The sequence below is a fragment of the Pauljensenia sp. 20925_1_25 genome, from assembly GCF_041433955.1.
Taxonomy (GTDB): Bacteria; Actinomycetota; Actinomycetes; order Actinomycetales; family Actinomycetaceae; genus Pauljensenia.
The window spans coordinates 59,277-81,978 of the sequence record NZ_JAPWCL010000007.1 but is presented as its reverse complement, the minus strand read 5'-3'; the positions used below and the strand labels follow the sequence as shown (position 1 = coordinate 81,978).

The window sequence follows — 22,702 nt, the reverse complement described above, 5'->3', positions numbered from 1 at the left end:
GCTCAGCCCAGAAGCCTCAGACCGTACTTGCCGACGACCATCGCGAGGACGCCGAACACAATGAGGCCCCACAGCGCCCAGTCCAACCCCTGACCGACGATCCGGCGCAGCGAGGCCGGAGCCGGGATCACGCCGTCGCGGATATTGATCCGCGTGATGCCGCCAAAGACCAGCGTGGTCGTCAGCGTGATAAGCAAGCACCAGGGGCACAGCACCTGAATGATGAAGTAGGACTGGCCAAAGAGCCAGAACGCGAAAAATAGCGCGATCGTGTAGAGCAGGTTCGTGCACGCCATGTACCAGCGGGGAAACGTCACCCCCGCGAAAATGGCGACGGAGATCGCCAGCACCACGGCCTCGAAAAAGATGCCGAGGAACGCATTGGGAAAGCCGAGGATGCGCGCCTGCCACGTCTGGGCGACCGCCGAGCACGAGAGCACGGAGGAGACGTCACAGCCGAAGCGCGCCGACGAGTCGGCGGCCAGCTGCCACGCCTCAATCGACAGAACGAAGGAGGTGACAAGGCCGATGAAGCCCGAGATGATCATCTCCAGGCTCGTACGCCTACGCCACGACCGCCGCGCCTCCTCAGTATCCCAGGAGGGGACGTAGTCGTCGATCTGCTCCGCGGCGGCGCTCATGCGAGGGCGGCCTGAAGCTCGTCGACGCGGTTGGTAGCCTCCCACGGGAACTGCTCGCGACCGAAGTGGCCGTAGGCTGCCGTCTCGCGGTAGATCGGGCGCAGCAGGTCCAGGTCCTCGATCATGCCGAGCGGTCGCAGGTCGAAGACCTCGCGGATCGCGTCGGCGATGCGCTCCTCGGGAAGAGTGGAGGTGCCGAAGGTATCGACGTACAGGCCGATCGGGCGTGCTCGTCCAATCGCGTAAGCCAGCTGAATCTCGCAGCGCTGGGCGACACCCGCAGCCACGACGTTCTTGGCCACCCAGCGGGCAGCGTACGTCGCGGAGCGATCAACCTTCGAGGGATCCTTTCCGGAGAACGCGCCACCGCCGTGGCGGGCCATGCCGCCGTAGGTGTCGACGATGATCTTGCGACCCGTCAGTCCCGCATCTGCGGCAGGCCCGCCCAGCACGAAGCGACCGGAGGGATTAATGAGAGCCTTCATCTCACCCGTAGCCAAAGCCAGCCCGGACTCCTCAATGACGGGGTCGATGACGTGGGCACGCACGGCGTCCGCGATGGCGGATTGCGTCAGGGTCTCGTCGTGCTGGGTCGACACGACGATGGTGTCGATACCGACCGGACGGCCGCCCTCGTAGGCGAGAGTCACCTGAGTCTTACCGTCGGGGCGCAGCCCCTCGACGATGCCCTGTTTGCGCACGTCGGTGAGGCGCTTGGCCAGGCGGTGCGCCAGCCAGATCGGAGCCGGCATGAGGTCAGGGGTGTCCGAGGAAGCGTAGCCAAACATGATGCCCTGGTCGCCCGCACCGAGGCGGTCGCGAGGATCGCCGCCGTCGGTGCCACGCACCTCGAGCGCCTCGTCAACGCCGCCCGCAATATCGGGACTCTGCCCGTCAAGAGAGATGGACACGCCGCAGGACGCGCCGTCAAAACCGACTCGCGAGGAGTCGTATCCGATCGAAAGGATCTCGCGGCGCACGATCTCGGGGATCTCGACGTACGCCTCGGTGGTCACCTCGCCGGCGACGTGGATGAGACCGGTTGCGGCCATCGTCTCGACAGCAACGCGCGAGTGGGGATCCGCATCAAGCAGGGCGTCGAGGATCGCATCGGAGATACGGTCACAGACCTTGTCGGGGTGACCTTCGGTGACGGACTCGGAAGAGAAAAGCTGTTGACTCACCGCTCAAGGCTATCAAGGAAAGCGGCAATCTGATCGGCAAGACCTGCCGCAACCTCATCCTTTGAGCCGGTGTAACGCCCCACGACGCGCCCGCTCGCATCCAGCAATCGAATGTCGTTGGGGACGTCGCCGAAGCCGACGGTCGCACCCACGCGATTCAGGCAGATGAAGTCGACCCCCTTGCGCGCGGCCTTGTCAGCGCCGTAGGCCAGGATCTCCTCATCCGTGCCTGTCTCCGCCGCGAAGCCGATGACGAGGGGCGGACGAATGTTACTGTGTCCGACCTCGAAGAGGATGTCGGGGTTGCGCACGAGATGCAGAACCGGCGCGTCGCTCCTCGCCGGGTCCTTCTTCATTTTCGAGGCCTGGGCGGACTGTGGGCGGAAATCTGCAACAGCGGCGGTCATAACCAGGGCGTCAGCACCGACCACCTGAGCCATCGTAGCTTCGCGCATGTCGAGCGCGCTGCCCACCCGCGTGACCTCGACCGAGGGCGGAAGAAGCGTCATGACGGAATCGTCGATGTTAGCGGCGATGAGGCGGACAGTGGCTCCTGAGCGTGCAGCGGCTGCGGCGATGGCCAGGCCCTGACGGCCCGACGACTTGTTGCCGAGGAAACGCACCGGATCGATGGGTTCGCGGGTACCGCCTGCGGTCACCACGACGGTCCGCCCATCTAGGATGGGAGCGGAGTCAGCCTTTTCTGCTCGTGCGAGCACCTCCAGGGCTCGGCGTGCAATCTCCTCGGGTTCGGGGAGGCGACCGATACCGCTGTCCCCGGACCCGAGGGCACCGGAGGCGGGATCGATGACGTGGACACCGCGACCGCGCAGCGTCGCCACGTTCGCTTGGGTGGCGGGGGCTAGCCACATGTTCGAATGCATCGCGGGTGCTACGACGACCGGCGCGTCCGAGGCGAGCACCGTCAGCGACACCATATCGTCGGCAAAGCCGCCGGCCAACCGGGCGAGGGTGTTCGCTGTCGCTGGAACGATGATGATCAGGTCGGCCACACGGGCAAGCTCCACGTGCTCGGCACGTCCTTCCCCCGCAATTTCGACAGCGACGGGGCGAGACGTGATCCCCTCCCAAGTTGAACGACCCACGAACTCCAAGGAGGCGCGCGTCGCTGCCACATACACGTCGTGGCCCGCGCGTTGACACTCGCGGACCACGATTGGTGCTTTGAAGGCTGCGACGCCGCCGGTCACCCCGACGACGATCGTTGCCATGTCAGGCCTCGGGGTTTGCTTCGAGAGAGAGCAGGCCCTCGTTGATCTCGCGCAGAGACACGGCCAGCGGCTTCTCGTCGGGCTGGACGTCGACAACGGGACCCACGAACTGAATCATGTTCTGCTGAAGCTGCAGGTTGTAGGAGTTAATCTGGCGAGCACGCTTCGCGGCAAAAATAACCAGTGCGTACTTGGAATCGACGTGCTCCAGCAGATCATCAATGGGCGGGGACGTGATACCCACGGGCTGGGCAACAATTCCGGACATACGTGTCTTCCTCTCAGTGGCAGATTCAGGTAGATATTACTCCAGGCCAATGAGCCCGGCCAGCTCACTCACCGCACGGTCGACATCGTCGTTGATCACAACGTGATCGAACTCGGAGGCCGCTTCCATCTCAACGCGGGCGGTGGCGAGTCGACGTTCACGCTCTTCCGGCCCCTCGGTACCGCGACCGACGAGGCGGCGCTCCAGCTCCTCCCAGGAGGGCGGGGCCAGGAAAATAAACTGGGCGTCGGGGCGATTAGCTCGAACCTGGCGTGCACCCGCGAGGTCGATCTCGAGTAACACCGGTTCTCCGGCTGCCAGAGCCGTATCAACGGGACCGCGAGGGGTACCGTACTTGTTTTTCCCATGAACAAGCGCCCACTCCAACATCTCTCCCCTTTCGATCATGGAATCGAATTCGCTAGGGGAAACGAAGTAGTAGTGGACGCCGTCCAGTTCACCAGGCCGAGGATTGCGAGTCGTCGCCGAAACCGACACCCTCAGGTGCGGATAGCGCTTCAAGAGAGCGGCGACAACGGTTCCCTTTCCAACGGCGGTCGGGCCAGCAAGAACTGTCAATTGAGCCTGTGTCATGGCTCAATTGTGCCATGTGTACCCGTATCAGCCGAAACGCTCGACCAAAGCCTTGCGCTGTACGGGGCCGAGGCCTCGTACTCGCCTACTTTGGGCAATCTTGTACTCGTCCATCAGGACGGCGGCCGTGTTCGTGCCGACGCGCGGCAGCGACTCCAGTAGCGAAACGACTTTCATCTTCGCCACGGCCTCGTCTGAATCAGCGAGTTCCAAAACCTCAGACAGGTTCATCGAGCGCGCCTTGAGCGCGTTCTTAACCTCGGCGCGACGGCGCCGTGCCTGAGTTGCCTTCTCAAGGGCCTGTGCCCTCTGTTCCGGCGTGAGATCAGGTAGTGCCATTCTGATCATCTCCTCCGTTGGGATCTTCGGTAAATAAACTATGTCACCTTTCAAAGCACATGCGCCATCCCAAAACGCCGACTTCTGATTAACTCGACAGACTATTGCAGTGATTCGACCGTCGCAAGGTAGGCGTTGCGCAGTCCTGCCACACTCGGACCCGCGCCCAGAATTGCACGAGAAGACGAGGCCAACACAGCGTCCTCAGCGCCTGCGAAAACCTGCCTGACCTGCGCTGGACCAGCACCCTGTGCGCCCACTCCTGGAGCCAAAAACGCGCCTTTGAGTGCAGGCAAATCGATGCCGAGACGCTGCACAGCATCACCAACGGTCGCTCCGATGACGATGCCTGCAGGGCCAAGATGGAATTGATCACAGGAGCTATTAAAGTCCGCCAGTTGAGACACGACCTGACCTGCGACGCTGCTTCCATCCTCCCGACGCGCGTGCTGGACGGACGCTCCCTCAGGGTTGGAGGTGAGCGCGAGAACAAACACTCCCCTGCCGGTAGCTTTGGCCAACTCGAGAGCGGGCATCAGAGAACCGACGCCCAGGTAGGGAGATAGCGTAACGGCATCGCCTGCAAGCGGAGATTGGTCCGACAAAAAGGCTTCAGCGTAGCCTGCCATCGTCGAACCAATATCGCCTCGCTTGGCGTCCACGATACACAGGGTGCCCACCTCACGGCAGGCAGCGATAACCTCTTCGAGGACCGCGACGCCGCGTGAGCCGTGCCGTTCAAAGAAGGCGGCCTGTGGCTTGAAAGCTGCGGCGCGACCACCCAGGGCCTCGACGACGCGAAGAGAAAACTCTCGCACACCGTTCGCGTCGTCGTCAAGCCCCCACTGGGCAAGAAGCGAGGCGTGTGGATCGATACCCACGCACACGGGGCCGTGCTCGCGCATGGCCGCGTAGAGGCGGTCGCCGAAGCCGAGGGATACGGGCGTAGTGGCGGACAGCGGGTTCATCGTGTCTCCTCCGTTCGGATGGCGTCCCACTCCTGCAGGGAGCGCACGGCATAGGAGCCGCGCATACGGACCTCGATGGCCTGCACCATCGCGTTGAAAGCTTGCAGCGTCGTGACGGCCGGGCGGTCCTGCGAGGCCGCGGCTGCGCGGATCTGGTAGCCGTCGTTACGCGGGGCGGACCGCTGCGGGGTGTTGACGACCATGTCGATGAGGCCCTCGTTGATAAGGTCCACGACCGTGGGTTCTCCATCCACGCCGCGTCCCTCCGAGGATTTGCGCACCGAGCGCGCCGGGATGCCGTTGCGACGCAGCACAGAAGCGGTACCGGAGGTCGCCAGGATCGTGAATCCCATTTCTGCCATACGGGCGGCGGGCAGGACGATCGCTCGTTTATCGGTGTCGGCGATCGAGATGAACACCGTGCCCGACGTGGGCATATCCGTGGACGCACCCAGCTGAGACTTGGCGAAGGCCGTCGGGAAGTCGTAGTCGATACCCATAACTTCACCGGTGGAACGCATCTCGGGGCCGAGCATCGTATCGACGATCTCGCCCTTATCCGTGCGGAAACGACTGAAGGGCAGAACGGCTGCCTTGACGGCAATAGACCCACCCTCGGGGATTTCGCGGGCGTCCGTGGCGGGCAGCATGCCCTGCTCGCGCAGCGACGCGATGGAAGCACCGACCTGGATGAGGGCGGCTGCTTTGGCGAGCTGCACGCCGGTCGCCTTGGAGGCGAAGGGCACGGTGCGGGAGGCGCGTGGGTTTGCCTCGATGACGTAGAGGGTGTCGGAGAGCAGCGCGAACTGGATGTTGATGAGGCCGCGCACGCCGACGCCCCGCGCGATCGCCTCGGTAGAGGCGGTAATACGCTCCAGCTCGCGCGCGGACAGCGTCATGGGAGGCAGCACGCAGGAGGAGTCACCCGAGTGGATGCCAGCCTCTTCGATGTGTTCCATGATCGCGCCCATGAAGAGTTCCGTGCCGTCATACAAGGCATCGACGTCGATCTCGATGGCCGCGTCGAGGAAGCGGTCGATGAGCAGCGGGCCGCGCGAGAACAGCAGCTCGGAGTCGTGGCTGGCCAGGTAATCACGCAGCGCCGGCTCGTCATTGATGATCGCCATGCCGCGCCCGCCCAGCACGAAGGACGGACGAACGAGGACCGGGTATCCAACCTTCTCGGCGACAGCAATGACCTGTTCGGGAGTGTGCGCCGTGTCGTGCGCGGGTGCCGGACAGTGGGCCGCCTCGAGAACCTTGCCGAATTCCTCGCGGTCTTCCGCCAGGTCGATGGCCCGCGGACTCGTGCCCAGGATCGGCACGCCGGCGCGCTCAAGGTCGGCTGCCAGCGAGAGCGGAGTCTGACCACCGAGCTGGACGATCATGCCCTTGACGGGGCCGGCCGCGCACTCGGCGCGGTAAATCTCCAGGACGTCCTCGAGGGTCAGAGGTTCGAAGTAGAGGCGGTCCGAGATATCGTAGTCGGTCGACACCGTCTCGGGGTTGCAGTTGACCATGATGGTCTCGTAGTGATCGCGCAAGGACATGGCGGCGTGCACGCACGAGTAGTCGAACTCGATGCCCTGGCCGATGCGGTTGGGGCCGGCACCCAGGATGATGACGGCCTCGCGCTCGCGCGGGCGCACCTCGTTCTCTTGGTCGTAGGTCGAGTAATGGTATGGCGTGCGGGCGGCGAACTCGGCGGCGCAGGTGTCGACCGTCTTGTAGACGGGGTGGATACCGAAGGCTCCGCGCACTTCGCGCACCGTGTCTTCGGACAGGCCACGCATGGCTGCGATCTGGCGATCAGAGAAACCGTGGCGCTTCGCCTCGGCCAGGACGTCGCCCGTCAAGGCCTCGGCCTCGCAGATGCGGGTCGCGACCTCGTCGAGGAGGAACATCTGGTCGAGGAACCAGGGGTCGATCTTCGTCGAGGCGAAAAGTTCCTCGAGGGTCGCGCCTCCGCGGATCGCCTGCTGGACCTGGACGAGACGCCCCTCTGTGCCAACCGATGCGGCCTCGATGAGCGCGCGCGTCTCCTCGGGGGTGGGCGCATCACCATCCCAGTGGAACTGTACCCCGCCCTTATCGATCGAACGCAGAGCCTTCTGGAGAGCTTCCGTGAAGGAACGACCGATCGCCATGGCCTCGCCGACGGCCTTCATCGACGTGGTGAGCGTCGGGTCGGCGGCCGGGAACTTCTCGAAAGTGAAACGCGGGACTTTCACAACCACATAGTCGAGCGTCGGCTCGAACGAGGCCGGGGTCGAGCCCGTGATGTCGTTGGGAATCTCGTCGAGCGTGTAGCCGGTGGCCAACCGAGCGGCGATCTTCGCGATCGGGAAGCCCGTAGCCTTCGAGGCCAGGGCGGAGGAGCGCGACACACGCGGATTCATCTCGATGACGATGATGCGGCCCGTCTCGGGGTGGATCGCGAACTGGATGTTACAGCCGCCGGTGTCCACTCCGACGGCGCGGATGACGGCGATGCCGATGTCGCGCAGGCGCTGCATCTCGCGGTCGGTGAGGGTCAGAGCCGGGGCAACCGTGATCGAATCACCCGTGTGCACGCCGACCGGGTCGACATTCTCGATTGAACACACGACGACGACGTTGTCCGCCTTGTCGCGCATGAGCTCAAGTTCGTATTCCTTCCAGCCGAGGATCGACTCCTCCAGGAGCACCTCGGTCGTGATGGAGGCGGCCAGGCCCTGGCCGGCGATGCGCTCAAGGTCCTCGGGCGTGTACGCGAATCCGGAGCCGAGGCCGCCCATCGTGAAGGAGGGACGAACGACGAGGGGGTAGCCGAGCTCGGCGGCGGCCGCGTGACACTCTTCCATCGTGTGAGCGATGAAGGAGCGGGCGACCTCGGCACCCGAGCGTTCGACGATCTCCTTAAATTCTTCACGGTCCTCACCCGCTCGGATCGCGTCAATCGAGGCCCCAATCAGCTCAACGTTAAATCGCTCGAGCACGCCCATCTCCGCCAGAGCCACGGCCGTGTTGAGGGCCGTCTGGCCGCCCAAGGTGGGGAGGAGGGCATCGGGACGCTCCTTCTCGATGATTGAGGCGACGACCTCCGGGGTGATCGGCTCGACGTAGGTGGCGTCTGCGATGCCCGGGTCGGTCATGATGGTGGCCGGGTTAGAGTTGACGAGGATGACGCGCAGGCCCTCCTCCTTCAGGACGCGGCATGCCTGCGTTCCCGAGTAGTCGAACTCGCACGCCTGGCCGATGACAATGGGGCCCGATCCGATGACGAGGACGGACGACAGATCGTTCCTGCGGGGCATCAGTGGGTCTCCTTAGCTGCGGTCATCAGGGAAATGAAGCGGTCGAAGAGCAGTTCGCCGTCATGCGGACCCGCTGCTGCCTCAGGGTGGTACTGGACGGAGAAGGCGGGGATATCCAGGGCTCGCAGGCCCTCGACGACGCCGTCGTTCAGACCGATGTGCGACACCTCGACGCGTCCGTATCGGCCCGAATCGAAGGGGGCAACCGAGGGCTCCCCCACCGGGGCGTCAACCGCGAAGCCATGGTTGTGGGCGGTGATCTCCACACGGCCCGTCGCCACGTCCTTCACCGGCTGGTTGATGCCGCGGTGACCGTAGTCCAGCTTGTAGGTGCCATAGCCGAGGGCGCGGCCGAAGAGCTGGTGACCGAAGCAAATGCCGAAGTACGGAATGCCCGCGTCCAGGACGGCGCGCAGCACACCAATCTCTCGATCAGCCGTCGACGGGTCACCAGGGCCGTTGGAGAAGAAGACGCCGTCCGGCTTGAGCGCCTCGATGTCCGCAAAGGAAACGGTGGAGGGCACCACGTAGACGCGCGCTCCACGCGCAGCCAGGTGGAATGGCGTGCGCGACTTGATACCGAGATCAACAGCCACGACGCGGCAACGAGGCTCCTTGCCTTCCCACTCCCCCAGCGGCTCGACCACGTAAGTCTCATCCGTCGATACCTCGGCGGCCAGCGCCTGCCCGCTCATGACGGGCGACTCCGACACGATGCGCACGAGGGATGCCACGGCCTCGTCCCCCAGGTACTGCGCACCCACGGGCAGCGCGTCACCCGAGAAGATACCGGCGCGCATAGCACCGCGCTCGCGGATGTGACGGGTGATCGCGCGGGTATCCACGTCAGTGATGCCGACGATCTCCTGAGCGACCAGTTCGTCTTCCAGTTCGCGGCGAGCACGCCAGTTCGAGGCGCGGCGAGCGGCGTCACGCACGACGAAGCCGGCCACCCAGATGCGGGAGGACTCCGGATCCTCATCGTTGACACCCGTGTTCCCGATGTGCGGGGCCGTCATGACGACGATCTGGCGGTGGTACGACGGATCGGTCAGGGTCTCCTGATAGCCAGTCATGCCCGTGGAAAACACGATCTCACCGAGCGTGCGACCTCGCGCACCCCAGGCACGTCCCTTGAAAACGGTGCCGTCCTCCAGGACGAGCAGGGCGATATCGGTCGTAGTCATCGATCCTCCTTGGCGATCGGGGTAGCGTCGGCGACCGTCGGGACGCCGCCATAGATCGTGAAGCGCACCTGACCGGGTAGCTCCATGCCACGGAACGGGCAGTTCGTGGAGCGGGTCCACTGCTTGGCCGGGTCAATCGTGACGCGCGCGGAAGCATCCACGAGCGTGATGTGGGCGGGGGCACCGACGACGATGCCCTGGCCCTGCGTCTCAACGCGGCCGATGCGGGCAGGGGCCGCCGACAGGACGCGCGCGACGTCCTCCCAGTTCATGCGACCGGTGTTCACCATTGTCTCAATGATGATCGGCAGGGCCGTCTCCAGACCCGTCATGCCAAACGCTCCGGCCTGCCACTCGCAGTCCTTCATCTCGAGGGGATGCGGGGCATGGTCCGTACCAACGACGTCGATCGTGCCATCCGCGAGGCCCTCACGCACCGCCTCGACGTCCTCCGCGCGGCGCAGCGGGGGGTTCACCTTGTAGAGCGGATCGTAGGTGGCGGCCAGCTGCTCGGTGAGCAGCAGGTGGTGCGGGGTCACCTCGGCGGTAATGTTTACCCCCTGGGCCTTCCCCCAGCGCACAATGTCGACCGAGCCAGCGGTAGAGAGGTGGCACACGTGCAGGCGCGACCCAACGTGCTTGGCTAGCAGAATGTCGCGGGCGATGATTGCTTCCTCGGCGACCGCCGGCCAGCCGGCCAAGCCAAGCTCGCCGGATAGAGCCGATTCGTTCATCTGCGCGCCCTCGGTCAGAGCGGGGTCCTGGCTGTGCTGGGCAATCACGCCGTCGAAGCCCTTGACGTATTCGAGGGCGCGACGCATGAGGACGGGATCGGAGACGCACTTGCCGTCGTCGGAGAAGACGCGCACCTTAGAGCGCGAGCGTGCCATCGAACCCAGCGCCGCAAGATGCTTGCCTTCCAGTCCCTTTGTGACGGCACCGACGGGACGCACCTCGACCCAGTCGGCTGCCTCGCCCAGATCCAGCACCTGGTCGACGATGGCAGCCGTGTCCTGAGTGGGCGTCGTATTGGCCATCGCATGCACGGCGGTGTAGCCGCCCACGGCGGCCGCGCGGGTGCCAGTGAAGACGGTTTCGGCATCCTCGCCGCCGGGCTGGCGCAGGTGCGTGTGAATGTCCACGAGGCCGGGTAGGGCGACCAGGCCCTCGGCATCGATGACGCGCGGGTCGCGCACCGAATCGGCTGCGCCCACCCCGATGGCAACAATCACGCCGCCGGACAACGCAATGTCGGTGGGCTGCCCACCCAGCAGGGACGCCCCCTTGATGAGAATGTCACGGGTCTGCTTAGTCATTGTGGTGTCCTTCCGATGCGAGAAGCAGATAGAGGGCTGCCATGCGGATGCACACGCCATTGCTGACCTGTTCGACGATGACAGATTGAGAAGAGTCGGCAGCCTCGGCACAAATCTCAAGGCCGCGGTTCATGGGACCCGGGTGCATGACGACCGCGTCGGGACGCAGCTTCGTGAAGCGCTCCGGTGTGAGGCCATATTCGGAGTGGTACGCACCAGGTGAGGGGAAGAATCCACCTCCGGCGCTGGACATGCGCTCGCGCTGGACACGCAGCATCATGACCGCGTCAGGCTGGGTCGCCAAGGCCTCGTCGAAGTTGTACGAGGTCTCGCAGTTCCAGGTCTCGACGCCCAGGGGCAGCAGCGTCGGGGGCGCGACGAGAGTGACACGCGCGCCTAGCAGGGTGAGCAGATCGACGTTGGAACGGGCGACGCGCGAGTGGAGAACGTCGCCGACAATGACGACGTGGGCACCGTCGAGGCCGGTGCCGGGTTCGGGGATGCAGCCCGCGTGGTCGGAGGCACCGAAATGGCGGCGCAGCGTCATGGCATCCAGGAGCGCCTGAGTCGGATGCTGGTGGGTGCCGTCACCCGCGTTGAGGACCGGCAGGTTCATCCACCCGGCGTGAGCCAGGCGGTGAGCCGCACCCGAGGACGAGTGACGCACAATGACCGCGTCAGCCCCCATAGCCTGCAACGTCAGGGCAGTGTCCTTGAGGGATTCACCCTTAGAGACTGAGGAGCCGCGCGACTGGAAGTTGATGACGTCCGCGCTCAGGCGCTTGGCCGCGGTCTCGAAGGAAATGCGCGTGCGAGTCGAGTCCTCGAAGAAGAGGTTGACAACCGTCTTGCCCTGGAGGGTCGGTAGCTTCTTGACGCTGTGGTGTTGCGTGGCCGCCATCTGCTCCGCTGTATCGAGGAGCAGGATCGCCTCCTCTCGAGTTAAGTCGCGGATGGAAATGAGATGGCTGAGGCTCATCGCTTACAGGCCCTTCCCTAGCAGGACGCCGTCGCGTCCATCGGTTTCGTCGAGCAGGATGGTGACAGTTTCATCCCGCGAGGTCGGCAAGTTCTTACCGACGTAGTCCGGTCGGATCGGTAGCTCACGGTGCCCACGGTCGATGAGGACGGCGAGCTGAACGGCCGCAGGACGACCGATTCGGGTGAGTGCATCGAGCGCGGCCTTAATGGTGCGGCCCGTATAGAGGACGTCATCCACCAGAACAACGGTCTTACCGTCGAGGCCCGTAGCCGGAATAAGGGTTTCCTTAGGTGCGCGTAGCGGCTGGCTAGCCAGGTCGTCGCGAAACATCGTGGTGTCGATGATCGCCAAGTTCGCGTAGGTGTCAGACACTTCGCGAATCCTGTCGACAAGCCTGCGCGCGAGGGTGGCGCCGCGCGTCGGAATGCCGGCGATGACGAGGTTGTCGCTACCGCCGTTGCGTTCAATGATCTCGTAAGCGATTCGTGTCAGAGAGCGGGCGACGTCGTCTGCTCCCAATACTTCTTTGCCGCGCGACGCGCGATCAGCGTGCAGTGAACCCACTGCTTGCTCCTTCCCCGCCTCACAGGACGGTCATTAAAGGATGTGTTCCAGTTCAATTTTACGCGCCATGTTTGTCGCACGTAGCTGAGGCACACGTGTGAAAGGCCACGTGAGGGGCTATAGACTGGAAAAATGATCTCCGAGGAGCCGACACCAGCGATCAAACGCGGCCACAACCACACGCCAGCACAAGGTCACGACGTGTACCCCGGTCGTCGGGTCACCCTTGACGATATCGCGACCGCATCTGGGACCTCGATCGCGACGGTGTCGCGCGCCCTCCAGGGATCCCCCCGCGTGGCCTCTGCGACCCGCGAGCGAATCGAGAAGGTAGCAGAGGAACTGGGGTACCGCGCGAACGTCGCGGCATCCCTCCTCTCCTCCGCACGTCCCCACATTCTCGGCCTGATCTGCTCCTTGGGTCGGGAGCTGCACGTGCGCTACCACTCGGGTATCCTCCGCGAGGCGCAGCGGAAGGACTTTAGGGTCGTCGTTGAATCAGTCGATGACCCGCGCGACGTTGATCGCGCATGGGAATCCCTCCTACAGGTGCGCACGCAATCCGTCATAGCCGCTGATTCCTCGCTCGTCTCGCAGCGATATTCGACAGTTCCGACCGTCCTAATCGACCAGCAAGCCCCTCGTGACGACATCGACCTGATCACAAGCGCACACGAATCAGGAATGCACGAGGCGATGACGCTCCTGCGAGGACGGGGACGGCGACGTCTCGCATTCATTGAAGGTCCACCAGGACCCACAGCGCGCGCTAGACAGACTGCCTTTATCGACGCTTGTCGCTCCGTAGAACTCGATTACGTGACGTTGCCCGGCGGAGACGACGTGGACGCAGGATTCCTGGCCGTTCGTGCGGGCCTGCCCGCCGGAGTGGATGCCCTGGTCTGTTACAACGACCAGTGTGCGCACGGCGCGATCCTCGCACTCCTGAAAGATGGCTTGGTCCCCGGGCGCGACGTACTCGTCATCGGTTGCGATAACTCCGCGCTCGCTTCCTCGCGCGCACTTGCACTAACATCAATTGATCCCTCCCCCTCGCGTCTTGCGGCACTCGCAGTAGAGATGGCGATCACTCGAGCCAAGGGACGGAACATCCCTCCCGTGCGCCGAAGCGTTGACACAGAACTCGTTGTTCGGGCCAGCACGGGATGAACGAACAGTCGAAGACAACATAATGCAAGCGTTTGTATTCCGTATGCACAGGCGACAGTTGTATACAGTTTTCTTACATGCAGCCTCAGCCGCGGCGCGAACGTCTTACAGTGTTCCGATGAAAACCGTGGGCACAGACCCTTAATACAAACGTTTGCATTATGCCTTGATTCATATTGGTGGCGCGGCAATGCCACCGTTATCACGCCTGGAAGGTCGATGTGCCAATTTGTTGCATAGGCCTTGCGACGGCTCTACAGGCGCGTAGGCAGCTGACTCCCGCGCTGACTGCATACCGGTTTGCGACCACGGCTCTCCCGCCGCGCAGTCCTGGAGAAACATATACGATGTCGCCTACGAGCATCATGCGAAGACCATAAATGACGACCGCCACGCTCCGAGACCTGCCTCGCACCCAAGGGTAGGCCCAACGCAACAGGCTCCTAGAACTGCTCCTGTAAGAGGCGGACTATGGCATCGCTGACACATAACAATAAGCAGTGATCAGCCATTGCTGCATACTTATACATGAATATATTCACGCAAGCATCATGCATGATTATGCATGCATATATTCGCTAACAATTACGCACCTGTGCACCCTCAGGCCTTACAGCTACTTCTCTCTTGCACGTGATTACTGTGCTGACATTTTCATGCACCACTCTCTATCCATAGCTATGTGGCTGCCCCTCGCGTTGTTGATGACATGACGGAAGGCGAGGGAAGCTATCTTCACAATCTTGTGAGCACGGAATACATGTGCTCACGGCTGCGCTGACGCGCGAGCCTGTTCAGCGGCCAAACGCACGGCACGACTCCCCCGTTCTCCAATCGTGCGATGTCACCACCCAAGGTTCTGTCATTCTCTCACGGCAGGACCCCTGAGACATACCCCCACCCATCAAACTTTATACCCTCACTGGGTATATACCAATACCCAGTGAGGGTATAGGCTTAAGCGCCCTCACACGACCAGCTGCCCGGGGAACGTCACTTAGGAAACCGAGCGAACGACGACGATGCAGCACTGTTCAATCGGCGATAACTGTGTTGACAAGTTCCTCCCTTTCTCGCTTGTCATGCTGCGAGACACGTATGTGACAGTTCTTCTTCCTGCGATAGCCTGTCAGCATGAACGATTCTAAGCTCATGTCCTTCAACGCCGATGTGACAACCGTTGTCCGAGCGACCGACTACTCCGACGAGATCACCCGCGAACGCCTCCTCGCTCGGGATGATTCCGAGCATATGGGGCATGCGGCTCTCGAAGCCATGTGGGACCAGCACGGTATCGACATCGCGGGAGGAGTAGGCGGCATCGGGCAGGGACGAAACTCCCTGGACCTGATCGGCTACACCCCCGGTGAGCTGCACATCGGGCACTGCCATGGTGGAACCTCTCGGGTACTGATCTTTGCTGGCGACGGCCGTGCGGTTCCAGCAGGATCGGCTCCCTCGATTGGGCAACGTCTTCTGGCCGACACGGAGTTCGTGGAGAAGATGAAGGAGATGCCCGCCCTCTGGAAAGCCGTTGTCTCTGGGCAGGTGGTCATCTACTGGGACATGGTCTTCGCACCCTCCGGGCGAATTCACGATTGTCTTTTTTCCTCCACGCCCGTCTCTCTGTCCCCCAGCGACATGGCAGCACTCAACGCAGCCATCGGTATCTGATGGCAGACATGATTGTGGCCACCCTGGGAATCAGGGCGGCCACAATCACGAACGATGCGCAGGCTCAGTATTCTTCGAGCAGCTCATCGAGTTCGTCTTCGACGCTGCCACCATCCAGAGGCTTGGCACCGGCGGGTAGTGAGCGCACCGGAGCTTCCTGAACGGGCAGAGATTCACCGTCATGCGCAGACTCGGCCACGGCCTCGTCATGATCAGAGTCGACGACCGACACCTCTCCCTCGCTGCCCTGCCTGCGCGACCACGCGGGAGACTCGAGATCTTTGCGGATCGCGTCCAGCACAGCGTTGACGAAAGAGGGCGACGTATCGGTCGAGATGGAACGAACAATCGAAATGGCCTCGTCGATGACGATGATCGGCGACACCTCGTCGTTCTCGAGCATCTCCCACACCGCGACGCGCATAACTGCGAGGTCAACGGCGGCGATGCGATCCAGGCCGGGCACGCGGGCGTGCGCGGAGATCAGCGAGTCGATGCGACGCAGATTATCCGCCACACCGGCGATGATCTGGATCGAGAACTCCGGGAGCGGAGTCTGAGCCGCGGTGATGACGCGGCGCTCGCGCAGGAGGTCGCGCAGCACGTCGGGGTTGGACCCCATGCCGCGCTGGTCGGCCTCGTAGACAACATCGGCCGCGCGCTTGCGGGCCTTGGTGCGCGAGGTGAAGCGGTGCTGCTTCGACATTACTCGGTCACGCGACCCGAGTACGAGCCGTCGCGGGTGTCAACCTTGACGCGGGTACCTTCCTCCATGAAGAGGGGCACCTGGATCTCGTAGCCGGTCTCGAGGGTCGCGGGCTTGGTGCCGGCGGAGGAGCGGTCGCCCTGCAGGCCGGGTTCCGTGTGCGTGATCGTCAGGACGACGGTCGCGGGCAGCTCGACGAAGAGAACAGTGCCGTCGTGCTGAGAGACGATGACGTCCTGGTTCTCCACCATGAAGTTGCGGGCGTCGCCCACGGTCTCGGCGGGAACGTTGATCTGCTCGTAGGTGGACTGATCCATGAAGACGTAATCGGTGCCGTCCTGGTACAGGTACGTCATGTCGCGACGGTCAACGGTCGCGGTTTCGATCTTCAGGCCAGCGTTGAAGGTCTTGTCGACGGTCTTGCCGGACAGAACATTCTTGATCTTGGTGCGCACAAAGGCCGGGCCCTTGCCAGGCTTGACGTGCTGGAACTCGACAACCTGCCAGAGCTGGCCGTCGATCACCATAACGAGGCCATTCTTCAGATCATTGGTCGTTGCCACAGTGGTACCTCACTCGTAAAGGAATCAGTAATCAGAGGTCAGTTTACACGCGCGAGCCACCACATCGGCGACTTCTTGCGGGGTGAGGACGCTCGTATCCACTGTTGTGTCGGCCACGGCCTCATAGGCGACACGAGCCTGCCTCATGAGCTGGGTGAGCACAGCACGGGGTGCGCCGAGGCCGACAGAACGCGGGACCCCCAGGTTTTCTCGGCGCGATACCGCGGAAAGGTCCGCGGAGAGTTCGACGACAACGGCACCCCGGCCCCGCGCGTCGTGGATCGCCGAGGCAGTGGCTGAGTCGAGCGGTTGGGAGGCACCGAGCGTGACAATGCCCTCGTCAAGGTGAAGGAGCTGTTCAGCTTCTTCGCGTGCAGTGATGGCCAGGCGAGGGTCACGGCTCACGACAAGCGTGCGCATTGAGGCACCGAGGCGCTCTTCCACAGCATTGTCCGTTTCGCGAAGCGGCAGGTGATAGCGCTGTGCGAGGAGGCGACCGACCGTCGTTTTACCTGAGCCGGTGACGCCAATCAAGACGATCAGACTCATGCGTCGATCCCGATGGCGCGTGCTGGGGCCACCAGTTCGTTGGGTTCCACTGCGAGAGTGCTCGGGTGTGCGATGCCGTCGAGCAGCACGAAGCGCAGGATACCGCGGCGCACCTTCTTGTCCGAGGCCATGATGTGGGTCAGTTCCTCCAGAGAGCTGCCTTCGTAGCGGGTGGGCAGCCCAACGCGGGCGAAGAGTTCGTCGTGAAGCGCGACTTCGTCAGCCCCGAGGAGCCCGCGCTGAGCGCTCAGGCGCGCGGCGAAGCAGCAGCCGACGGCCACCGCGTCGCCATGGCGCCACGTGTAGTCGTTCGCTCGTTCGATCGCGTGGGCGAGGGTGTGCCCATAGTTGAGGATCTCGCGCAGTCCGCCTTCGGTCAGGTCGGCGGAGACGACGTGGGCCTTAACCGTGATCGCGCGGGTAGTGATCTCAGCCAGCTGCTCGCTGGAGGGGTCAAGGAGGATCTCCGGGGAGGTCTCCCCCACGATGCGCAGGATCTCGGGGTCGGCGATGAACCCACACTTGATGACTTCGGCGGCCCCCGCTGCCAGGTCCTCGCGGGGCAGGGTTGCCAGCAGGCTCATGTCGGCGATGACCGCGTTGGCCGGGTAGAAGGAGCCGACCAGGTTTTTGCCCACCGATGTGTTGATACCGGTTTTGCCGCCCACGGCTGCGTCGACCATGCCGAGCAGCGTGGTCGGCACGTTGATGAGCGTCACGCCGCGCAGCCACGTGGCGGCGACGAAGCCCGCCATGTCTGTGGTCGCTCCCCCGCCCATGGCGATGATTGCATCCTTGCGTCCCAGCTGGAGGTGCCCGCAGGTGTCCCACAGGCCGGCCACGACCTCGATGGCTTTTCCGGCCTCGGCGTCAGGATGGTCGGCGGTGGCCACCTCGTAGCCGAGGGAACGAAGGTGTTCGGCGAGCGCCGCCGCCCGTGCCGAGAGCGGGCGTGCGTGGATAATGAGGACCTTCGTGGCTGCCTCATCGAGTGCGGCGGTGATGGGTGCAAAACCCAGGTCGCGGCCGACGACGATAGTTGAGGGCTGGTGGCCGGTGACTTCGATGGTGGTGCTCATAACTGCTCCAGGTGGGTGAGAATGGCGGTGGCGACGTCCTCGGCGGGTCCCGGCCCGGTGGGCACGGTCAGCGTGGCGACGGCACGGTAGTGGGGTTCGCGTTCACTTCTGAGGCGTCGCAGCGTCCCGTCGGGGTCTGTGGCGAGCAGCGGGCGATGAGTCTTGGATGCTGTACGGCGCACGAGTTCGTCGTGTGGAGCGTCAATATAGACAACGGTATGGCCGACAAGTAGGTCGCGCACGGCGTCGGTGGCCGCCGCTCCCCCGCCCAGTGACACGACCGCGCGACGTGAGAGCGCGTCGGCGACCGCCTCGGTCTCCATGAGCCGGAATGCGGACTCGCCGTCGGTGGCGAAAATATCGGAAATCGCTCGGCCTTCTCGCTCGACGATCAGGTCGTCAGTGTCGACGTGACAAACTCCGAGGTGCCCGGCGAGCAGGCGACCGACCTTCGACTTGCCAGCTCCCGGTAGCCCGACGAGGACGATGGGCAGGGCGACGCTCATGCGCGCTCCCCCACAACCTCCAGGTAAGAGGAAAGGTTACGGCGCATCTCGGCCACCGAGCGCCCGCCCGCGTGATCGAAGAGGGCGTCGGCCAAAACCAAGGCCACCTCGGCCTCGGCGATGACGGCACCGGGCACAACCTGGCAGGTGTCGGAGCGCTGGTGCAGGCCCACAGCCTCCTCGCCGGTCGCCAGGTCCACGCTGCGCAGGGCACGGGGGACGGTCGAGATCGGCTTGAAGCCGGCGCGCGCCACGATGGGCGCGCCGTTGGACGTACCTCCCTCGATGCCGCCTGCATGGTTGGTGGTGCGGGTCAGGTGCCCATCCGCCCCGCGCACGATCTCGTCGTGTGCGGCGGAACCGAGCAGGGCGGCCTGTGCGAAGCCGTCACCGATTTCGACGCCCTTGACGGACTGGATCGACATGAGTGCGGCGGCCAGGCGTGCGTCCAAGCGCTCGCGCGCAGTCACGTGCGTGCCCAGCCCCACAGGCACACCGTAGGCGATCACCTCAACGACGCCGCCGATGGTGTCACCCGCATGCTTCGCCTCGTCGACGGCGGCCTCAAAGCGGGCGTTGTCAGCCGGGTCGAGGGTGCGCATAGAGGCCTCGCACAGGGCGTTCTCGTCGGCGGGCATCGGCACCACCTCGGATCTGGCGCGCTGAGTACCGACCGCGATGACGTGGGAGACCAGGCGCACGCCGGCCACCTGCTCCAGGAGTGCCTCGGCGAGCGTCCCGAGGGCGACGCGCGCCGCGGTCTCTCGCGCGGAGGCGCGTTCGAGCACCGGACGCGCCTCGGACAGGTCGTAGGAGAGCATGCCGGGCAGGTCCGCATGACCGGGACGAGGCCTCGTCAGCGGGCGGTTACGCGCGATCTCACGCTCGTCACCCGTGCCAGCATCGATGAGCAGAGCGGAGGGATCAACGGGGTCGGCACTCATGACTGTTTCCCACTTGGGCCACTCGGAGTTTCCAATCCGAATCGCCACGGGCGCACCCGTCGTCACCCCGTGTCGCACACCCGCCAGGATCGAGACCTCGTCGGCCTCGAACTTCTGGCGTGCACCACGCCCATATCCCAGACGCCGACGCGCCAAGACGCGGCGCAGGTCATCGGTCGTGATCCGCAAGCCCGAGGGCAAGCCCTCTATCGTGGCAAGCAATGCGGGTCCGTGCGATTCTCCGGCGGTCATCCATCTCAGCATGCCTCCCAGTGTCCCACAAGGCCGACTGCCGATGCCCGCCCACTCTCACGGGGTGAACGATCAGGACTGCGGTGTCGTATCCCCAGTCGCACTCAGCCCCGGTTCGGTGCCAAGAATGTCGATGACGAAGCACAGGGTGTCGTCGCCGGCCGCCAGGTCTGGGGGAATCGTAATCGCCAGACGCGAGCCAACCTTCTGATCCACCAGGGCGGTCTGCAGGCCACGCATGGCTTTACCGAGATTGATGACCTGGGGGACGCCGGTCTCCCACGTGGACACTCGCACGACACCGTCGTTCCAGCCCACGGCGGTGAACTGGGCGACCACGCGATCACTCTCGTGCACCTGGATGCCATCGCCCTTGATGAGCGTCTGCGTCGTCACACGGTCGGGCACAGTCGTGCCGTGGGTGATGATTGGGCCTTCGGGGACAATGTTGACGGTCAACGGGCCGTTTGACGCATCCGCTTCCGTGCCCACCGCGATGGAGGGCAGGATGTCGATGACCTCAACCTCGATGTTGCTCGTCGAACCAGGCGCGCCTGCGCCCGGCGCAATCGTCCGGTAGGCGAGAATACGCGACCCCTCGTTCTGCCCGATCACAATATTCGTCAGGTCATCACCGATGACGTTGGTGCCGACGATCCCCAGGCTCAGCTGGGGGCGACCCGAATCGGACAGGTTCGTGCCGGTCTTTCCGTCGAAGGCCGTGATAGCGACCAGCACGGGAGACCCCTCGGTGATCTGACGTCCGTTGCCAGCAATGACAGTCGCTGCCTTGGTGCCGTCGACCTCCAGGGGTGCCTTGATCTCAATCGTCGGCGTGGCACCAACGCGCCCCGAGACGGCGACGCGGTCGAACAACGGAAGCGTCGTCGACTGTGCGCTGGTCTCGGCCGTCGTCGTTTCCTGCGCGGCAGGTACGGGGCGGAATGCCCACCAGGCGACGGCCCCGCACGCCCCGAAGACCATGAGCGTGATCAGGAGCCGCATCAGCAGGGATGCGCGCGAGGATCCGCGTGAGCGTTCGCCCCTCGCAGCGGCACGCTGTGAGGAGCCTTTCGAGCGTCGGACGCTCGCATTGTTGGAGTGTTGCGAAGCGGGGGTCATGCGGGAATCGTAGGAGACGACGCGTGAATCTGCGCGATGAGTCCATCAACGCGGGGGTCGGACGTGGCCAAGGGATCCTGCAGGGACAGCGGAATCGCCGTGGAATCATCGAGGCGCACGTGCACCCAGTCGACACTGAGGTCGGCGCGCGCATCCTCCGCCGCAGCGATGATGCGCCCGCGCAGGTGAGCACGCGTCGAGGCCGGAGCGACGGTCGTCGCGCGCGAGACCCCTTCCGGAGTCGTTAGGCGGCGCATGAGACCGGCCTTTTCCATACGTTCGCGCAGGCCCTGCGCCGTGATATCCGAATAGGACAGTTCGAGGCGAGCCACTCGCGGGTCGTTCAGGGCAGCGCCGGTGCGCGCGCAGTAGGAGGACAGTAGCGTGCGTTTGATCGCGATATCAAGTTCCGTGGCGACCCCGCTCCAATCGCCGCTCGCGATCGCGTCGAGGCCTCGGCCCCACAGGTCGACCACGTAGGCGCGCATCGGGTCCAGCTCGGCGACGGGAATACGGGCGAGGACGCGCTCGCGAATCTCTCGCTGCAGAGCGACCGCGGAGGTGGTGCGACCTGAGGCCAGCTCGATGGCTGCAGAGCCGGTCAGATCCGCGTTGATCTCACGGATGGCACGCATCGGATCGGCCAGGGCCAGGTCTTCGATCTGAAGGCCGTCCTCGATGGCATGGATGAGGAGTTCGGTCATGCCGACTTTGAGGGCCGTCGTCGGCTCGGCGACGTTCGTGTCTCCGACAATGACGTGCATGCGTCGGTAGGCACCCGAGTCGGCCAGGGCCTCGTCACGTGTGTTGATAATCGGGCGCGAGCGGGTGGTCGCCGACGATACGGCGTCCCACATCTGGTCGGCGCGTTGGGAGAACTGCAGGCGCGGCGTCGCGGCTCCGGTGTTGATCCACCCGTTACCCACCAGGATCTGGCGGGTCACGAAAAAAGCGACGAGCGCGTCGGCAACCTGGCGGAAGTCGCGGCGTCGGTGCAGCAGGTAGTTCTCGTGGCAGCCATAGGAGTTGCCCTGTGAGTCCAGGTTGTTGCGGAAGAGGTGCAGGCGCAGGTCGGTGCCCAGCTCGCCCAGTGCCTCGTCGGCCTGGACGGCCAGGTCGGCGAGTATCTCGGATCCCGCGCGATCCTGCTCGAGCAGGTCCTCCAGGCGGTCGCATTCGGCGGTTGCGTACTCGGGGTGTGCACCCACGTCCAAGTAGAGTCGTCCGCCGTTGCGTAGGAAGAGGTTGGAGGAGCGCCCCTGGTGCAGGAGCGGCTCGAACAGTTGACGAGCGGCGTGCTCGGCGTCCATCGGCGCTGCCCCGGACGGGGACGCGGCCGTCAGCCCGTACTCCGTTTCGATGCCGAAAACTCGACGCCTCACCTCACTGGCCACCCTTCTGGACGAAACCCTGAACAAAGGCCTCGGCGTTGGTTTCGAGGACAGAATCGATCTCGTCGAGGAGGGAGTCGATCGATGCGGTGCGCGCCTGAACCTGGCCCGCGGCCTCAATCGGGTCATCGTCGGGGGCGGGGGCACCGGCAAAAATCTGGTTCGACATGGTGTG

The 22,702-nt window shown here is 64.1% G+C and carries 23 protein-coding genes; 2 read left to right on the top strand and 21 right to left on the bottom strand.

The annotated features are described in order from the left end of the window. Nucleotides 1–2: 2 nt before the first annotated feature. The 12 genes from O3932_RS04875 to pyrR form a co-directional block, all read right to left on the bottom strand. Nucleotides 3–641 carry a vitamin K epoxide reductase family protein gene (locus tag O3932_RS04875; RefSeq protein ID WP_299240750.1) on the bottom strand — a complete coding sequence of 213 codons (639 nt, stop codon included), beginning with the start codon at nt 639–641 and terminating at the stop codon, nt 3–5. Beyond that, the gene (metK, locus tag O3932_RS04870) at nt 638–1,825 is read right to left on the bottom strand and encodes a methionine adenosyltransferase (protein ID WP_314567258.1); all 1,188 of its coding nucleotides are present in this window, start codon (nt 1,823–1,825) and stop codon (nt 638–640) included. The genes O3932_RS04875 and metK overlap by 4 nt, the downstream gene beginning before the upstream one ends. After that, entirely contained in the window at nt 1,822–3,057 is a 1,236-nt protein-coding gene (coaBC, locus tag O3932_RS04865; protein ID WP_296504370.1) for a bifunctional phosphopantothenoylcysteine decarboxylase/phosphopantothenate--cysteine ligase CoaBC, read from the bottom strand. The genes metK and coaBC overlap by 4 nt, the downstream gene beginning before the upstream one ends. Nucleotide 3,058: 1 nt before the next feature. Then, the gene (gene rpoZ, locus O3932_RS04860) at nt 3,059–3,325 is read right to left on the bottom strand and encodes a DNA-directed RNA polymerase subunit omega (RefSeq protein ID WP_003792400.1); all 267 of its coding nucleotides are present in this window, start codon (nt 3,323–3,325) and stop codon (nt 3,059–3,061) included. Nucleotides 3,326–3,361: 36 nt separating this feature from the next. Further along, entirely contained in the window at nt 3,362–3,919 is a 558-nt protein-coding gene (gmk, locus tag O3932_RS04855) for a guanylate kinase (RefSeq protein WP_296504372.1), read from the bottom strand. A gap of 27 nt (nt 3,920–3,946) precedes the next feature. After that, nucleotides 3,947–4,258 (bottom strand): integration host factor, actinobacterial type, encoded by a 312-nt coding sequence (mihF, locus tag O3932_RS04850; RefSeq protein ID WP_007589281.1) that lies wholly within the window; start codon nt 4,256–4,258, stop codon nt 3,947–3,949. 101 nt (nt 4,259–4,359) lie between these two features. Then, nucleotides 4,360–5,226, bottom strand: a complete 867-nt coding sequence (gene pyrF / locus O3932_RS04845; RefSeq protein WP_299240829.1) for an orotidine-5'-phosphate decarboxylase — start codon at nt 5,224–5,226, stop codon at nt 4,360–4,362. Then, nucleotides 5,223–8,522 carry a carbamoyl-phosphate synthase large subunit gene (carB, locus tag O3932_RS04840; protein WP_371536630.1) on the bottom strand — a complete coding sequence of 1,100 codons (3,300 nt, stop codon included), beginning with the start codon at nt 8,520–8,522 and terminating at the stop codon, nt 5,223–5,225. Before carB ends, pyrF begins: the two co-directional genes overlap by 4 nt. After that, nucleotides 8,522–9,709: a glutamine-hydrolyzing carbamoyl-phosphate synthase small subunit gene (gene carA / locus O3932_RS04835; protein ID WP_371536627.1), complete on the bottom strand. Its 1,188-nt coding sequence runs from the start codon at nt 9,707–9,709 to the stop codon at nt 8,522–8,524. The genes carB and carA overlap by 1 nt, the downstream gene beginning before the upstream one ends. Next, the gene (locus O3932_RS04830) at nt 9,706–11,025 is read right to left on the bottom strand and encodes a dihydroorotase (protein ID WP_371536624.1); all 1,320 of its coding nucleotides are present in this window, start codon (nt 11,023–11,025) and stop codon (nt 9,706–9,708) included. Before O3932_RS04830 ends, carA begins: the two co-directional genes overlap by 4 nt. Continuing rightward, nucleotides 11,018–12,004 carry an aspartate carbamoyltransferase catalytic subunit gene (locus tag O3932_RS04825; RefSeq protein ID WP_296504378.1) on the bottom strand — a complete coding sequence of 329 codons (987 nt, stop codon included), beginning with the start codon at nt 12,002–12,004 and terminating at the stop codon, nt 11,018–11,020. Before O3932_RS04825 ends, O3932_RS04830 begins: the two co-directional genes overlap by 8 nt. Nucleotides 12,005–12,007: 3 nt before the next feature. Continuing rightward, nucleotides 12,008–12,571: a bifunctional pyr operon transcriptional regulator/uracil phosphoribosyltransferase PyrR gene (gene pyrR, locus O3932_RS04820; protein ID WP_009648192.1), complete on the bottom strand. Its 564-nt coding sequence runs from the start codon at nt 12,569–12,571 to the stop codon at nt 12,008–12,010. Between the two features lie 132 nt (nt 12,572–12,703). Between pyrR and O3932_RS04815 the strand changes: the two genes are divergently transcribed. Together O3932_RS04815 and O3932_RS04810 are read left to right on the top strand one after the other, a co-directional pair. Next, nucleotides 12,704–13,741 (top strand): LacI family DNA-binding transcriptional regulator, encoded by a 1,038-nt coding sequence (locus O3932_RS04815; RefSeq protein WP_371536621.1) that lies wholly within the window; start codon nt 12,704–12,706, stop codon nt 13,739–13,741. Between the two features lie 1,134 nt (nt 13,742–14,875). Then, nucleotides 14,876–15,415, top strand: coding sequence for a hypothetical protein (locus O3932_RS04810; RefSeq protein WP_371536618.1), 540 nt, complete (start codon nt 14,876–14,878; stop codon nt 15,413–15,415). A 64-nt stretch (nt 15,416–15,479) separates the two neighbouring features. Here the strand turns inward: O3932_RS04810 and nusB are convergent, their stop codons facing one another. From nusB to O3932_RS04765, 9 genes are read right to left on the bottom strand one after another with little or no spacing between them, the layout of a single operon-like run. Then, a complete protein-coding gene (gene nusB / locus O3932_RS04805; protein WP_371536616.1) occupies nt 15,480–16,121 on the bottom strand; it encodes a transcription antitermination factor NusB in 642 nt (213 codons plus the stop codon). Further along, a complete protein-coding gene (gene efp, locus O3932_RS04800; RefSeq protein ID WP_009055954.1) occupies nt 16,121–16,684 on the bottom strand; it encodes an elongation factor P in 564 nt (187 codons plus the stop codon). Before efp ends, nusB begins: the two co-directional genes overlap by 1 nt. Nucleotides 16,685–16,708: 24 nt before the next feature. Next, nucleotides 16,709–17,233: a shikimate kinase gene (locus tag O3932_RS04795; RefSeq protein WP_296504387.1), complete on the bottom strand. Its 525-nt coding sequence runs from the start codon at nt 17,231–17,233 to the stop codon at nt 16,709–16,711. Beyond that, nucleotides 17,230–18,312, bottom strand: coding sequence for a 3-dehydroquinate synthase (gene aroB, locus O3932_RS04790; RefSeq protein WP_371536614.1), 1,083 nt, complete (start codon nt 18,310–18,312; stop codon nt 17,230–17,232). Before aroB ends, O3932_RS04795 begins: the two co-directional genes overlap by 4 nt. After that, a complete protein-coding gene (locus O3932_RS04785; RefSeq protein ID WP_315293761.1) occupies nt 18,309–18,818 on the bottom strand; it encodes a shikimate kinase in 510 nt (169 codons plus the stop codon). Before O3932_RS04785 ends, aroB begins: the two co-directional genes overlap by 4 nt. Beyond that, complete coding sequence (aroC, locus tag O3932_RS04780; protein WP_034505641.1) at nt 18,815–20,026, bottom strand: chorismate synthase; 1,212 nt, start codon at nt 20,024–20,026, stop codon at nt 18,815–18,817. Before aroC ends, O3932_RS04785 begins: the two co-directional genes overlap by 4 nt. A gap of 60 nt (nt 20,027–20,086) precedes the next feature. After that, nucleotides 20,087–21,136 carry an FKBP-type peptidyl-prolyl cis-trans isomerase gene (locus O3932_RS04775; protein WP_299239435.1) on the bottom strand — a complete coding sequence of 350 codons (1,050 nt, stop codon included), beginning with the start codon at nt 21,134–21,136 and terminating at the stop codon, nt 20,087–20,089. Then, nucleotides 21,133–22,518 carry a Pup--protein ligase gene (pafA, locus tag O3932_RS04770; protein ID WP_296504396.1) on the bottom strand — a complete coding sequence of 462 codons (1,386 nt, stop codon included), beginning with the start codon at nt 22,516–22,518 and terminating at the stop codon, nt 21,133–21,135. The genes O3932_RS04775 and pafA overlap by 4 nt, the downstream gene beginning before the upstream one ends. 1 nt (nt 22,519) lies before the next feature. Next, on the bottom strand, nt 22,520–22,696 hold the full coding sequence (locus O3932_RS04765) for a ubiquitin-like protein Pup (RefSeq protein WP_009649050.1): 177 nt from the start codon (nt 22,694–22,696) through the stop codon (nt 22,520–22,522). Nucleotides 22,697–22,702 lie beyond the last annotated feature (6 nt).